Annotated in this window: 7 protein-coding genes and 2 pseudogenes; 6 read left to right on the top strand and 3 right to left on the bottom strand. The window is 59.1% G+C overall.

Features of this window, described 5'->3' with window-relative positions; genetic code table 11:
• The 6 genes from WKH79_RS12700 to WKH79_RS12725 all read left to right on the top strand — a co-directional run bounded on the left by WKH79_RS12700 (position 1) and on the right by WKH79_RS12725 (position 9,974).
• On the top strand, positions 1–1,251 hold the full coding sequence (locus WKH79_RS12700) for an acyl-CoA dehydrogenase family protein (protein ID WP_063506922.1): 1,251 nt from the start codon (positions 1–3) through the stop codon (positions 1,249–1,251).
• Positions 1,251–2,342 (top strand): acyl-CoA dehydrogenase family protein, encoded by a 1,092-nt coding sequence (locus tag WKH79_RS12705; protein ID WP_050599567.1) that lies wholly within the window; start codon positions 1,251–1,253, stop codon positions 2,340–2,342. Before WKH79_RS12700 ends, WKH79_RS12705 begins: the two co-directional genes overlap by 1 nt.
• A 63-nt stretch (positions 2,343–2,405) precedes the next feature.
• On the top strand, positions 2,406–4,016 hold the full coding sequence (locus tag WKH79_RS12710; protein WP_006834182.1) for an acyl-CoA synthetase: 1,611 nt from the start codon (positions 2,406–2,408) through the stop codon (positions 4,014–4,016).
• A complete protein-coding gene (locus WKH79_RS12715; protein WP_063506924.1) occupies positions 4,013–5,650 on the top strand; it encodes an NAD(P)/FAD-dependent oxidoreductase in 1,638 nt (545 codons plus the stop codon). The genes WKH79_RS12710 and WKH79_RS12715 overlap by 4 nt, the downstream gene beginning before the upstream one ends.
• Entirely contained in the window at positions 5,647–6,618 is a 972-nt protein-coding gene (locus tag WKH79_RS12720; protein WP_050599570.1) for an alpha/beta hydrolase, read from the top strand. The genes WKH79_RS12715 and WKH79_RS12720 overlap by 4 nt, the downstream gene beginning before the upstream one ends.
• 419 nt (positions 6,619–7,037) lie before the next feature.
• Positions 7,038–9,974 (top strand): TonB-dependent receptor, encoded by a 2,937-nt coding sequence (locus WKH79_RS12725; protein WP_006834179.1) that lies wholly within the window; start codon positions 7,038–7,040, stop codon positions 9,972–9,974.
• Between the two features lie 440 nt (positions 9,975–10,414).
• Here WKH79_RS12725 and WKH79_RS12730 read toward each other — a convergent pair.
• The 3 genes and pseudogenes from WKH79_RS12730 to WKH79_RS12740 form a co-directional block, all read right to left on the bottom strand.
• Positions 10,415–11,901: pseudogene (locus tag WKH79_RS12730) on the bottom strand (efflux transporter outer membrane subunit).
• A gap of 37 nt (positions 11,902–11,938) precedes the next feature.
• Positions 11,939–13,491 (bottom strand): annotated as a pseudogene (locus WKH79_RS12735) (DHA2 family efflux MFS transporter permease subunit).
• Positions 13,385–14,623, bottom strand: a complete 1,239-nt coding sequence (locus WKH79_RS12740) for an HlyD family secretion protein (protein ID WP_341859085.1) — start codon at positions 14,621–14,623, stop codon at positions 13,385–13,387. The pseudogene WKH79_RS12735 and the gene WKH79_RS12740 overlap by 107 nt, the downstream one beginning before the upstream one ends.
• Between the last annotated feature and the right edge of the window lie 2 nt (positions 14,624–14,625).

Consider the following 14,625-nt stretch of genomic DNA (forward strand, 5'->3'; position numbering starts at 1 on the left):
ATGGATCTCGACTACGGACCCCAGTATGACGCGTTTCGCGAGGAAGTGCGCCAGTTCCTGCAAACCCACGGTCACCGCGCACCCGATGGCCAAGGCCGTGCCGCGCGCCCTTCCCCCGAAGCCGTCGAATGGCAAAAGCTGTTGATCCTGCATGGTTACACGGCGCGTACGATTCCCAAGGAATACGGCGGATACGGAGCCGAGCCGGACATCCTGAAATCGCGGATCATTGCCGAGGAATTTTCGCGCGCTGGCATCCCCGCAGGCCTTGCGAACCAGGGCATTTCCATGCTCGTTCCCACGCTGCTGGAACTCGGAACCGAAGCCCAGAAACGGCAATGGATCGAGCCGACCCTAAATGGCGAGATAGTCTGGTGTCAGGGATATTCGGAACCTGGAGCGGGATCGGACCTCGCCGCGCTCAAGACCAGCGCCCGCGTCGAAAATGGCGACTTTGTCATCAACGGACAGAAGATCTGGACCAGCACGGCCAAGCAGGCGGACATGATCTTTTGCCTTGTTCGGACCGAACCGGACGCGCCCAAGCACGGCGGCATCTCCTACTTGATCTTCTCGATGGACACACCAGGGATCGAGGTCCGACCACTCAAGACCATGACCGGTCATGCCGAGTTCAATGAAACGTTCTTTACCGACGTGCGGGTTCCCCTGGATCAGATCGTCGGGCAGCGCGGGCAGGGGTGGTACGTGGCCAATGCCACACTGGGCCATGAACGTGGCATGCTGGGCGACCCCGATGCACTGGAAAACCGGCTCCAGGCGCTGGTCAGGCTGATGCAAAAAGAACGCATCGGCCAGGGTTGCGCAATGGACAACGCCGTTCTGCGTGACCGGCTGGTTGCATTGCAAGCCGAAGTCGCGGCGATGAAATTCAACGGCATGCGCATCCTGTCGAACAGCCTTAGGGGGGATGCCGGCGGCATGGCGAAACTTGTCGTGAAGCTGCAGAGCTGTGAGCTCGCCCATCAGATTTCCGCGCTCGCGATCGACGCAATGGGCGAGATGGGCATACTCTATCACGGAAGCGAGCGCGAGCGCGAAGACGGTGCCTGGCAGTGGAACTACATGTTCCAGCTTGGTCTGATCATCGGTGGAGGCACCGCCCAGATCCAGAAGAACATCATCGCCGAACGCGGGCTGGAAATGCCGCGCGAACCCAAGTTCGCAACGCCTCCCGCCGTCGAACAGGCGACGGCCGTTGCAAGCGGGCAGAATAAGGGAGCCGCCTGATGGATTTCGGACTTTCGCAAGACCAAGAGATGCTCTGCGACGCGATCAGCCGCACTCTTGCTGATACTTGTCCGCTCGATCATGTGCGCGAATGCGCGGAGGGCTCGGTTCCCTTCAGCGACAACGTGCGTTCGGCGCTGGGCGAAATCGGCATTTGGGGAATGATGGTTCCCGAGCAACATGACGGGCTCGGGATGACAATGCTCGATGCCGCCGCTGTGGCCGAGCAGCTCGGCTATGCCGTCGCGCCGGTGCCTTTTATCGGTGCCCATGTACTGGCACCCCTTGCGCTGGCACAGGGCGGTAGCGAGGAGTTGAAGGCGCACTGGCTGCCGAGGATAGCGAAGGGCGAGGCGCAAATCGCCGTCGCGATCGCGGAAACGGTGGAGATCCGGGACCGGGCAGGCGTGGACTTCGACGGCGCAAAGCTCGACGGAACGGCTTTGTTCGCGCTCGACTTCCTGGAAGCCGACGCGTTTCTGGTAGCCGATACCGCCGGTCGTATGCACTTCGTAGCTGGCGATGCTGCGGGTCTGGAGAAGGTTGCTCTCAAAACGATCGACCGCACCCGGAGCGTAGGGGAGCTGCGGTTTTCTGGCGTAGCGGGCGAGGCTCTCGCGGACGATGGTGGGGCCACAGTCAGGCGCCTGCGGGACGCCGGCCGGGTGCTCCTGGCCGCCGATAGCCTCGGTGCGGGCCAGGCTATGATCGAAAAAGCGGTCGACTATGCCGGGCAGCGCGAACAGTTCGGACGAGTGATCGGCAGCTTCCAGGCGGTCAAGCATATGTGCGCGGAAATGGCTGCCCGCCATGAACCATGCCGTTCGCTGGTCTGGTATGCCGCCCATGCGTTCGATGCGACGCCCGACGAGGCTTCGCTGGTGGCATGCCATGCCAAATCACATACGGGCGAAGTCCACCGTTTTGTCGCCCGAACCTCAACCGAGGTGCATGGGGGGATGGGTTTTACCGATCTCCTAGGTCTGCATTTCTGGTTCAAGCGAATCGGTTTCGACCGCCAGGTTCTGGGAAGTCCCGAAGCGGTCCGGGCCGAAGCAGCGGCCTTGCAGGGGTGGACGCAGGTCGCATGAGACGATGAATTAGGCGCACGCTACCGACAAAATCGTGGCCACCAAGGAGAGAGGAATTAATACGTGATCGACTGGAACCTTGGCGACATCCTTGATGCAATCGAACCTGCGGTCCCGGAAGATGCTCCGGCGCTGATTCACGGCGACCGGATCATTAGCTGGCCCGAAATGTCGAAGCGTTCGAACAATTTGGCGCGCAATCTGCGCGCGCAAGGTGCAGGCGACGGGGCGAAGATAGCCTTCTACATGCGCAACCGTTCCGAATACGGGGAATTGATGGCCGCGTGCTTCAAGGGCCGCCTCACGCACGTGAACATCAATTATCGTTACCGTCCCGAGGAGGTTTTCTACATCTTCGACGATTCCGATAGCGAGGTAATTGTTTACAGTTCCGAGTTCCGCGACTGCATTCTTGAACTGAAGGAACGGTTGACCAAGGTTCATACATTTGTAGAAATCGGCGATGCTTCGCAGATCGCTTCCTTCGCGCTTCCTTACGAAAAACTTGTAGAAGGTAACGGCGCGCCTCTCGATATCGAGCGTTCTCCCGATGACCTGCTGTTCATATATACAGGCGGTACCACCGGCATGCCCAAGGGCGTGATGTGGCGACACGATGATATGCGCAAGGCTCAGCTCGACGCGCAAAAGCTGCTGGGTCCGGTTCCCCAGACCATGGAGGAAATGGTGGCCCTGGTGAAGCAGGGCGAGCTTGCGCGCATCACTTTGCCGGCGTGCCCGCTGATGCATGGAACCGGGTTCATTACTGCTATTGGCACGCTCATGTCGGGCGGGGCCATCGTCACGCTGTCCGATCCATCCTTCGACGCGGAAGAATTGTGGGATGCGGTGGACCAGCACAAGGTGCAGAGCATCGCCATTGTCGGTGACGCTTTTGCCAAACCCATGCTGCAGGCGCTGGACGCCCACCCGAAGCGCTGGGACACGAGCAGCCTGATTTCGATCATCTCGTCCGGCGTCATGTGGAGTAAACAGGTAAAGGCGGGCCTGTGCAAACATATCCCCCAGGTCATCCTCATGGACAGTTTTGGCGCTTCGGAAGGGCTGGGCTACGGCTTGTCGGTGACGACCGCACAGGGCGGCACCAACACCGCGAAATTCGGGATCGGGGAATTTTGCGACGTATTCGACGAGAACGACCGGAAGGTCGAGGCGGGGAGCGGCGTGCCCGGCTTTATTGCCCGCAAGGGCGCAATCCCCACAGGATACTACAAGGACCCGGAAAAGTCGGCCAAGACTTTCAGGACGATCGATGGCGTGCGTTACTCCATCCCGGGCGACTGGTGCCGGGTGGAATCCGATGGAAGCCTGACCTTGCTGGGCCGCGGCAGCGTCTGCATCAACACCGCAGGTGAAAAGGTTTACCCCGAGGAGGTGGAGGAAGTGCTCAAAACCCATCCCGCCATTGCCGACGCGCTTGTCGTCGGGGTGCCTGACGAAAAATGGGGCGAAGCGGTGACCGCTGTGGTGCATTTGACCCAGGATGCGGACTTCGACGCGCAAGCGATCAAGGATCACGTGCGCCAGCAACTGGCAGGTTACAAAACGCCCAAGGCGATTTGCCCAACGCAAACCGCCTTGCGCGCGTCAAACGGCAAGGCGGATTATACTACGGCTAAAGACATCGCGAAAGCGGGTGCCGGGGCCTCGTGAGCCATTCGCCCCCTCCTGACTATGATGTCGTAATCGTCGGGGCCGGGTTCAGCGGAATATACCTGCTTTACAAGCTGCGTCAGGCGGGGTTCGATGTTCTGCTGGTAGACGCAGCGGAGCAGCCGGGCGGAATCTGGTACTGGAACCGCTATCCGGGAGCACGGGTCGATTCCCAGGTTCCACTTTACGAATTTTCCATTGCGGAAGTATGGAAAAGCTGGACGTGGAGCGAACGATTTCCAGGCTGGGAAGAACTGCGCGCCTATTTCCTCCACGTCTGCGATACGCTCGACCTCTGGCCGGCAATGCGAATGAAAACACGGGTCGAAAGCGCGCCGTTCGATGAAGACACCGCCTGCTGGCGATTGAAGCTCGACGATGGCGGAAAAGTAAGCGCGCGTTTCCTCTTGCCGGCCCTGGGGTTCGCCTCGAAACCCTACATTCCCGATATCCTGGGCCTTAGCGATTTCGAAGGCGAATGGTGCCATACCGCCCGCTGGCCGCAGGAAGGCATCGACCTTTCCGGCCGCCGGATCGCCCTGATCGGCACGGGTGCCAGCGGCGTACAGGTGGCGCAGGAGGCGGCAAGCTGCGCGGAGCAGCTGACGCTTTTTCAGCGAACCCCGATTCTCGCCCTTCCCATGCGGCAGGAAAAACTGGACGCTGATCGTCAGCTTCGCGAAAAATCCGAATATCCCGCTGTCTTCCACAAAAGGCTTACGACAAGTGGCGGTTTCGAATGCCAATCGCTGGACATCTCGGCCCTGGCTGTGACCGAGGAAGAGCGGACTACGCATTTCGAGGATTTGTGGCAGCGAGGAGGGTTGCGCTTCTGGTATCATAATTTCGCTGACATACTGACGAACGAGGACGCCAATCGCCACGCCTACGAGTTCTGGTGTGACAAGGTGCGCGAGCGGATCTGCGACCCGACCATTGCCGAGAAGCTCGCTCCCGATGAGCCGCCACATCCCTTCGGGACCAAGCGACCATCGCTCGAACAGAATTATTACGAGATCTTCGCACAAGACAATGTTACGCTGGTCGATCTGAACGACACCGCGATCACTCGCGTCACCGAGGCCGGGATAGAAACAGCCACTGGCATGATCCCGTGCGATCTCATTGTCTTCGCGACCGGCTTCGATGCCGGTCGTGGCGGGCTCATCGACATGAACATCACCGGCCGCGGTCGGCTGGCGCTGGCAGAAGCATGGAAGAGTGAGATCAAAGCCTATCTGGGCATGGCCGTCGCCCAATTTCCGAACATGCTGTTCGCCTACGGCCCGCTCAGCCCTTCAGGCTTTTCCAACGGTCCGACAAGCGCCGAAATCCAGGGTGACTGGATCTGCGATTTCCGGATCTGGCTGCGCGATAACAGGATCGGCCTTTTCGAAGCCGATGCGCTGGCCGAGCGAAGCTGGACCGATATGGTCGCCCAAGTAGGGTCGATGACGCTCTTCCCCAAGGCTGAATCGTGGTACATGGGCGCCAATATTCCCGGCAAACCCCGACAACTGATCAATTTCCCCAGCGTATCTGGTTACGCCGATCTATGCCACGATGTCGCACGGCACGATTATCGTGGTTTTATCAGGAATACACTATCCGGTATGGAGACTGCGCCGAAATGAATGAAATGAAACCAATCCACGACGGGTCAACAGATATTGATCCCGTATGGGCCGGCGACGGGGCGGATATACCCGAATGGTTCGCCTGGGCGCTGAGCGTGCCCCGTGAGGAAGGCTTCGTAGAGGTTGGTGGCGCGCGGGTGCATTATCTTCGCTGGGGCAGGCGTGACCGGCCCAAATTGCTCATGACTCACGGTTTTCTCGCCCATGCCCGCTGCTTTGCCTTCATCGCACCGTACCTTGCCGAAGACTACGACGTGGTGGCGTTCGATCTGGCCGGTATGGGCGATAGCGAGATGCGCGGCGTGGCCGATATAGCTGCGCGGGGAAAGGAATTTGTCGAGATCAGCGAAGCGCTCGATTTGTTTGCGGATGGAAGCAGACCGACGATCATCGCCCATAGTTTCGGCTCGGGTGCAGCGCTGACCGCCGTTTCCCAATCGCCGGATGCCTTCGCCGGCGTTATTGTCTGCGATCTCATGGTGATGCGGCCCGAAAAGCTGGAGAAATACTGGACCATGGGCAGATCGAGCCCCGGGTCGGGTAATCCTGACAAACCGGTGCGACGCTACCCGACCTACGAAGCGGCGCGCGAGAGGTATATCCTGTCGCCGCCGCAGGCAGTTGGTGAGCCGTTCCTGATGGATTACATGGCCTATCACTCTCTCCGCCGCGATGGCGAGGAGTGGACATGGAAGTTTTCTCCCGAAGTGTTCCGGCGCAGCAACAAGCCCGACGAATGGCTGACAGTAGGCCAGAGGCTGGTCGATGCGCCCGGGCGCAAAGCGATTGTGTACGGCGAGAAAAGTCAGCTCTTTGATCGCGATTCCGCCCGCTATATCCGGGAACTGGGAGGGGGAAAGATACCAATTGTTGCAGTGCCCGATGCACGCCATCATCTCATGCTGGATCAGCCGCTCGCGTTCGTCGCTGCGCTTCGGGCGGTACTGGCCTTTTGGAGCCTCTGAGATCCCCCATACTAAGAGGCTGGTTCCTGGTCAGAGGCCAGCGAGATGGGGGCAAAGGGCGTCCATATTCATCTTGTACTATATCCGAACTATTGTCGCCGTCGGCACGGCGAACGCTTCGTTGGTCTCGATGCCAGCTGGGGCAAAAGCTTTATCGGGAGCAACTCGCTTAGCGCGCCAACCATTGCTGATCTTTAGCAAACGTTCACTCCGCGTGCGATCTGGATCGTGGCCCATGGGGTCAAAAGATAAGGCGCTTTACTAATATCACGCGGATGTATATGCCCATGGACGGGGATTGGGCTAATTCTCTCCCTCTCCTCTCCACAGACTAAGGGGCGACCCTCGAGGTCGCCCCATTTTGCAGTAAGCGGCGGAGCCAATTATCGTCGCACTGAAGAGATGGGAAGGGATGCTATATGACACTGAGAGCGATGGTGCTCGCCACTTCGGCCATCTTGGCTTGGCCGCAGATGGCTTTAGCGCAGGATCCCACAACTGATGAGGCGGAACCCCAAGGATCCGTAATCATCGTTACGGCCCAACGCCAATCTCAAAGTCTGCAAGAGGTGCCGATCGCGGTCAGTGCCTTCGATGCTACGGCTCTCGAAAGCCAGCAGATCGAAAACGCTGCTGACCTTCAATTGACGCTCCCGAACGTCTCATTTTCGAAGGGCAACTTCACCGGGTCGTCCTTCACCATCCGTGGTATCGGCGATCTTTGTGTTGGTGTGACGTGTGACGCAGCGACGGCTATCCATATCAATGGTTCCCCTCTTTTTGGTACCCGGCTGTTCGAAACAGAATATTTTGACCTTGAGCGAATTGAGGTCCTACGGGGGCCGCAGGGCACCCTCTTCGGCCGCAACGCTACCTCGGGTGTTGTCAACCTTGTGACAGCCAAGCCTGACCTCGGTTCTTTCGGCGCGGCCGGAGAGTTCGAGTATGGGAATTACAACAGCATCAAGGCCGAAGGGATGGTCAATGTCCCGATCGGCGATTCTATCGGCGTTCGGGTAGCCGGATTCTTTCTGAATCGCGACGGTTACACCACAAACCTTTTCGACAATTCGGATGTCGACGACCGAGACATGTACGCTGTTCGTGGTTCTCTTCGTTTTGAACCCGGTGCCGATACCACTCTCGACTTCATGGCATATTATTTCAGGGAAGATGACACCCGTTTACGTAATCAAAAGCAGGCCTGCCAGCGTGACCCGCTCGGCGTGCTGGGTTGTCTGAACAATCGCCGCGACTTTGACATCACCAATGCCAATTCCACAGTCGGCGCAACGCTCAGTTCGCAAGAGTTCTTCGCTATTCAGGGAATTCCCTCAGTACTGGGATTGGGAAGCCTGTACGGCCCCGACGCATTTGCAGGATTCGATAAGCCCGACGATGTGCGCACGGTAAACACGGCGTATACTCCATTCTATTTTGCCGATGAAGTGCAGCTACAGGCCCGTCTCGAGCAGCGCATCGGAGCTATGACACTGACTGCAACCGGTCTTTATCAGGACACCGAAGTCGATTCCCGGCAGGACTACTTTCTGGGCATTCAGGATCGTACCGGCTTTGCTACGGCCTTGAACGTGTTGTCCGGCTTCGCGGCCAACGGTTTGCCTACCGGCCTCCCCGCACCTGCACCGGCGTTCGTGCCAGGTTCGTCGGCGTATTTTACCCCGATTGTGGAGGCTCTCATCCCCAATGGCCCAGGGGGCGTATTGTGCACCTCCGATAACGATGATGGGAACAGGGGCGCGTTCGAAGGTAATGTATTGTGCGGCGAAACGCCGCTATCCTTCGACAGGTCTTCAGAGCAACGCGAATCCTGGAGCGGCGAAATCCTCCTTTCCAGTGATTTCGACGGAGCATTCAATTTCCTGCTCGGAGGGATCTATGCAAAGTCCAAGACTACCGACAACAGTTACTATGTAAACTCATTCGCGCTTGACTACGCCAGTGCCATTCTGGGATCGTTTGGTACTTTGGCAGGCGGTGCACCGCCATCCTACTTCGCAACATCCATGTACCGCAACAATTCTCTCGAGGCTAATCTTGAGAGCTTCGGTGTGTTCGGGGAGATCTACGTCGACCTGACCGAGCGTCTGACCTTCACCGGAGGTTTGCGGTATAACGACGACAAGAAAGACGTGACTGCGCGCACGACCTTGATTAGCTTCCTCAATCCTTACGCGAATGACGGGGAGCCGTTCGACAGCCCGATCACTCCCTTAACCGGTCCCTCTGGTCTTTTTGATGCCGATCCTGGTACGCCAGGTGAGCAGCTAACGCAATTTAGAGAAGTAGGTTTCGATGAAATAACCGGGCGTGCGGTGCTCGACTACGAAGTTACGCCTGACAATTCGATTTACGCATCTTATGCCAGGGGCTATAAATCCGGGGGTATCAACCCGCCCCTTTCGCCCGTTTTCGATGTGGCTGAAAGCTTCGGATCAGAAACCATCGACGCATTTGAAATCGGATCGAAAAATACCTTTGCGAATGGCGCACTGCAATTAAACGCTACTGCATTCTACTATAAGTATAGCGGGTTGCAGCTTAGCCGCATCGTCGCCCGTACCTCAGTTAATGATACTATCGATGCCGATATCTGGGGTGTGGAACTAGAGTCCGTTATCCGGCCCGATCCCGATTGGCTTGTCAACTTGACGTTCAGTTATCTCAACGCGGAAGTTGCCGGCGACCAGTTCTTCTCCAATCCGCGCGACCCGGGTGGCGGCGATCCTGATGCCGTCATCATCAAGGATATTAGCAACGGTGCTAATTGTGCCGTAACCGGGCCAGCCCCCGGCGCGGCCGACGCATTCGTGGCCGGAGTGAACGCAGCTCTGGGTCTTCGTGGTCCCGAAGAATTTCCTAATGACGGCAATCTTGCGTCAAGCGGCGCATTCAGCATTTGCGATGTCTTGGCCGGAGCCGTTCCGGCGGGCAGCGGCCTTGCGGTATTAAGCCCTGGCGTAGAGGTCAACATAAAAGGGAACAAGTTGCCGCAGGCCCCCGAAATGAAGGTTTCGATGGGTGTGCAGTACACCGCCACTTTCGACAATGGCATGACTCTGGTTCCTCGCGTGGACGTAGCGCTGACTGGTGAGCAATACGGCAATATCTTTAACGGCAGGGTCAACCGGATCGAGCCATTCGTGCAAGCCAACGCGATCGTGCAGTTGAACAGTGCGGATGAGCGTTGGTTCGTGCGCGGATTTGTTCAGAACATTTTCGACAGCAGCTCGGTGACAGGATTGTACTTGACCGACGCATCCTCGGGGAATTTTACCAATATCTACACTTTGGATCCTCGTAGATATGGTGTTGCTTTGGGGTTCAGTTTCTAACAGGTCCAGATCGTGTTGGCGGGGAGATCGGTGGTCCTCCCAACGACCCGAACGGACAGTGCCAGCTAGTTCGTATTTCGACCCATGACTTTATAGCTTTTCCAGAGCGGCGTAATGCTCGATGACCGCCTCGTAAGCCTACCGACGAGGCGGTCATCGAACCGGCCAAATGCGAGCTGCACTCGAAATGCCTGTACGATCGCTCGTTGATGTCGCTACGAGATGCTCGCGGAAAGCTTAAGGCCTTACATAGAAACGACAATGAAGAGTCACCGAATAGTGCAATCGGGATATCCGATGGTGATACTGGCAAACGCACTCTGCGAAAGGCGGAAACATGCTGACCCCTATGATCCAAGATTGGGTCGTAGTGCACGAGGTGCTGACGCGTTAGGAAAAGTTGGAAGGGGCTGCGGGGCAGACTTCTGAGAAAACTTATCCTAACTCTGTTCAGGTTTCATAACTGATTTTCGATCGACCGGAGCTGGCTCAACCGACGTGCGATTGTCGCGAGACAATTCGACCCATCCCAACCCAAGCGACTTCTGGATCGCGATCCAGCCATTTGTCATGGCGGCGATCGCCCGATCGAGATTTGCTCTGGCCTGTTCGCGCTTGCGGATCGAAGTGTTGAGTTCGCCTTGCGAGATTACCCCCGCGGCGCGGCGTTGCTCGTTAAGCTCCGCAGCCGTGTCGGCCTGCCGACTGATCTGCGCCAGCGCGGCTACGTTGGCTCTTTGTTGCCCGAACCGAGCAAGCGATTGTTCGGCGTCGCGTAGTGCGCCCAGGACCACTTCAAGATAGCGCGCTTCGGCCTCGTCGCGCGCACTCTCGGCCTGATCGATCGATGCTGCCGTGCGGCCGAAATCAAGCAGGTTCCACTGCAGCCGCGGCAAAGCGATTGCCGATAAGTTGCCCGGGTCCAGGATGTCGTCGGGCTCCGATCCGCCCAAACCGAGAATCCCCATGAAGGAAATCTTGGGGAAGCGAGCAGCCTCTGCCACGCCAATGCGCGCATTCGCCGCGGCCAGCATGCGTTCGGCGGCTCGAACATCCGGCCGCCGCGCTATTAGCGCTGCGGGATCGCCCACCGCGACCCGTTCGGGGGAAGCGGAATTTCGGCCTGAGCCGCCAGGAGCCCGTCGAGTGCGCCGGGCGCTTCGCCCGTCAGCACCGCGAGCGTGTCTTTGAATACATCGATGTCCGCTTGAGCTTCCGCGATCTGCGACTTGAGCAGTTCGAGCTCGGCGTTCGCGTTACCGACCGGGAACAGCGCGAGAGCGCCCTGTGTATAGCGCTGATAGGTCAGTTCGAGAATTTGCTGCTGCAAGTCGCGCTCTCGCTGGACAAGCTCGAGCCGCCCTTGCGCTTCTCGCAGGCTCACATACGCCCGCGCGATTTCGGCGGCGAGCTGGACTTTCGCATCCTCGGCGTTCGCCACCGAGGCCGCAGCCTGAGCGTTAATGGCCTCGACACGCCGTGCCTGCCCCCCAGCGAAATCGATCTCCCAGTTTGCATTGAGCCCGACGTTGTAGACGCTGAGGCTGTCCTGCTCTTCGGTGTCTGCAGGAGCGCCGGGCGATCCCGGGGGCGGGCCACTGCCGATATCTAGCCCTGGGATATTCGCCTGGACCGCAGTCGCCTGCGCAGCCACGGCGGGTAGCCGGTTGGCGCGCTCCTGGCGGACAGAAGCCCTTGCCTGTTCGATGCGAGCGCGCGCCGCGGCCACGCCCGGATTGCCGACCAGCGCGCGCGCCTCCAGTTCATTGAGAACCGGATCGCCGAGCAGCGTCCACCAGTCGCCGGCAATCGGCGCAAACGGATCGATTTCGGGGCCGGCGCGTACGAACGCATTGCCTGCGGCGGTCGCAAGTTGCGGGGGACCGGCATAGTCGGGACCGGACATGCAACCCGCGAGGAGCGCCATGGGAGCGAGGAGGGTTAGGGTCTTGCGCATAGAGTTCTCAGTGCATCGAAAGGGATAAGTTCTTCGGGAGAGGCTTGAGGAACAGTACCAGCGGCACCGTGACCAGGGTAATCGCGCCCATGGCGAAAAAGACATCGTTGTAGGTCATCACGAACGCATCGCGCTGAATGATGCCGGAAAGCATCTCCAGCGCGGCCTGTGGGCTGCCCAGCGACGCCGTCATGCCGTCCAGGTATTCCTGTAGCCGGGGGCTGTTAGCGTTGAGGGTTTCTTCCATGCGTCGACTATGATGCCACTGGCGCTGATCCTGGAACGAGGCAAGCCCCGCGAGCGCGAACGAGCCCCCGAGGTTTCGCGCCGCGTTGAAGATGCCCGAAGCATCGCCGGCATCCTCCTTGGCAACCGAAGCTACCGTCGCCTGGTTGAGGAACATCATCGTGAGGATCATGCCGATGCCACGCAGGAACTGGCTTTCGGTGAACACTCCACCTCCCGATTCCGCTGTCAGATTTATGCTGACGAAACAGCTTAGCGCCATGATGAACATGCCCGCGCGACCGCAATGCGGATGTGAATCCTGCGGATCATGAACGGGAGAACGGGCATCAACAGGAAAGCCGGAACGCCCATCCAGAAGATCACAAGTCCGGTCTGCAAGGCATTATAATCGGAAATTATCGCGAGAAATTGCGGGATCACGTAGGTCGAGCCATACATGACCATGCCAAGCGCCAGTGCCATCACCACGACGCTGGCAAACTGCCTGCTGAGCATCAGGCGCAATTTGAGCACGGGTTTGCGCGCGTAAAGCTGTCCGTAGGTCAGAAGTGCAAAACCCACGACCGTCATCAGTGTGAGCTGGACGATCAGCGTGGAATCGAACCACTCCTCGCGGTGGCCTTCTTCCAGAACGATGGTCAGCCCACCCAACCCAAGGATCATACCAGCTATTCCCGCCCAATCAGCCTCGCGCAGGTAAACCCAGTCGGGCTTTTCATGGGGTAGCCCGATGAATAGTAAAGCAAGGAGCAACGCGCAGACGGGCACGTTGACGAAGAAGGCGTAGTGCCAGCTCAGGTTCTCGGTAAGCCAGCCCCCCACCAACGGGCCCATTACCGGCCCAAGAACCACGGTCATTCCGAAGAGCGCCATGCCGATCGGCTGTTGCGATGGAGGCAGTCGCTTTGCGACGATGGTCATAGCGGTTGGAATAAGCGCGCCGCCCATGAACCCTTGACCGGTGCGACCGATGATCATCGTCGTCAGATCGGTGGCAATGCCGCACAACACCGAAAAGGCCGTGAAGGCAGAAACCGCGACGATGAGCAGCGTGCGAAGGCCGAGCAGTCTTTCCAGCCACGCGCTCAGAGGGATGATGATGATCTCGGCAACAAGGAAGGCTGTCGCGATCCAGGTGCCTTCGGTTCCGGTCGCGCCGATTTCCCCCTGGATCGTCGGCAGCGCCGAATTGACGATCGAGATGTCAAGCGTTGCCAGCATCGCCCCCAGCGCACCGGCGGCTACGGCGATCCAGGCCGTAGCATCGGCCTTTTCGACCGGCGGCGAAACCGCTGCAGCGGCGCCTGCCATCGGTCAGTCTCCGGCCGCGTTGCGGATCAGAATCGAGTTGGTCTCTAGCGGCGCGCGTATCGACACTCGCGACAACAGACATGCCCGGCACCAGCAGACGCAGGATCTCGGGCGAAGCCTGAATGGATATGCGCACCGGGACGCGCTGAACGATCTTGGTGAAATTACCCGTCGCGTTTTGCGGAGGTAGGATCGAGAATTCTGCCCCGGTCCCGGGGGCGATGCTTTCCACTCTTCCTAATAGCTCGAGGTCCGGCAGCGCGTCGATTTCCAAGGTGACGGGTTGCCCCGGGCGGACAAGTCCGAGCTGCGTTTCCTTGAAATTTGCTGTCACGTAGAGGCGGTCGGTCGGTACGAGGCTCATAAGGCGTTGGCCAGGCTGGACAAATTGTCCAGGTCGGACCGTGAGGTCACCCACCCGCCCGGAAATACTGGCCTGGAGCGTGGTCGATGACAGGTTCAGACGGGCGGCCTCGAGTTGCGCACGAGCGGCGTTGGCTTGCGAATTGGCCTGGTCTATCTGCTCGCTAAGCGTGTTCTGTCGGCGCTGTGCCGCCGTGAGCGCGGCGCGCGCTGCCGCGACTTGAGCCTGCGCTTCTCTGGCCTGGGCCTCCAGCTGATCGAGCCTCTCGCGCGGCTCCGCTCCCGAAGCGGCAAGGGGGCGGTACCGGACAACCTGCTCAGCAGCGAGACCAGCCTGTGCAGATGCTGCTGCGAGCTGTGCACGGGCCTGGGCAATTGCCGCGTCCTGCTCTTGTTGCTGGGCGCGTACCGTATCTGCTCCGGCGAGCGACGCGGCGATCTGGGCTTCGACCTGGTTCGTTTGGGCACGATAATCTCGCACGTCCAGCTGGACAAGTGCATCGCCCGACGCGACCGTTTGATTCTCCGTCACTAATACGCGCTCGACGTAGCCCGCAATTTTGGGGGAGATGATGACGCTGTCGGCGGCAATATAAGCGTTGTCGGTGGACTGCTGGAATCTGCCGTACGTCTGATGATTGTAATACCAGTAGCTCCCGGCGAGCAGGACCAGAATGCCGGCGATCAGCAGACCCAGCCGGACCCGCGGACTGGACAACCCCGTCGGACGTGCGCCTTCATCGCTAGCCCCTGCTGTCTCGTCCGCCATGA

The organism is Qipengyuania sp. GPGPB31 (genome assembly GCF_038396345.1).
Taxonomy (GTDB): Bacteria; Pseudomonadota; Alphaproteobacteria; order Sphingomonadales; family Sphingomonadaceae; genus Qipengyuania; species Qipengyuania citrea.

What these genes read in the sequence shown, in the direction of transcription:
- WKH79_RS12740 (WP_341859085.1), bottom strand. Translation starts at nt 14,623, where the DNA reads ATGGCGGACGAGACAGCAGGGGCTAGCGATGAAGGCGCACGTCCGACG.
- WKH79_RS12705 (WP_050599567.1), top strand. Translation starts at nt 1,251, where the DNA reads ATGGATTTCGGACTTTCGCAAGACCAAGAGATGCTCTGCGACGCGATC.
- WKH79_RS12700 (WP_063506922.1), top strand. Translation starts at nt 1, where the DNA reads ATGGATCTCGACTACGGACCCCAGTATGACGCGTTTCGCGAGGAAGTG.
- WKH79_RS12725 (WP_006834179.1), top strand. Translation starts at nt 7,038, where the DNA reads ATGACACTGAGAGCGATGGTGCTCGCCACTTCGGCCATCTTGGCTTGG.
- WKH79_RS12720 (WP_050599570.1), top strand. Translation starts at nt 5,647, where the DNA reads ATGAATGAAATGAAACCAATCCACGACGGGTCAACAGATATTGATCCC.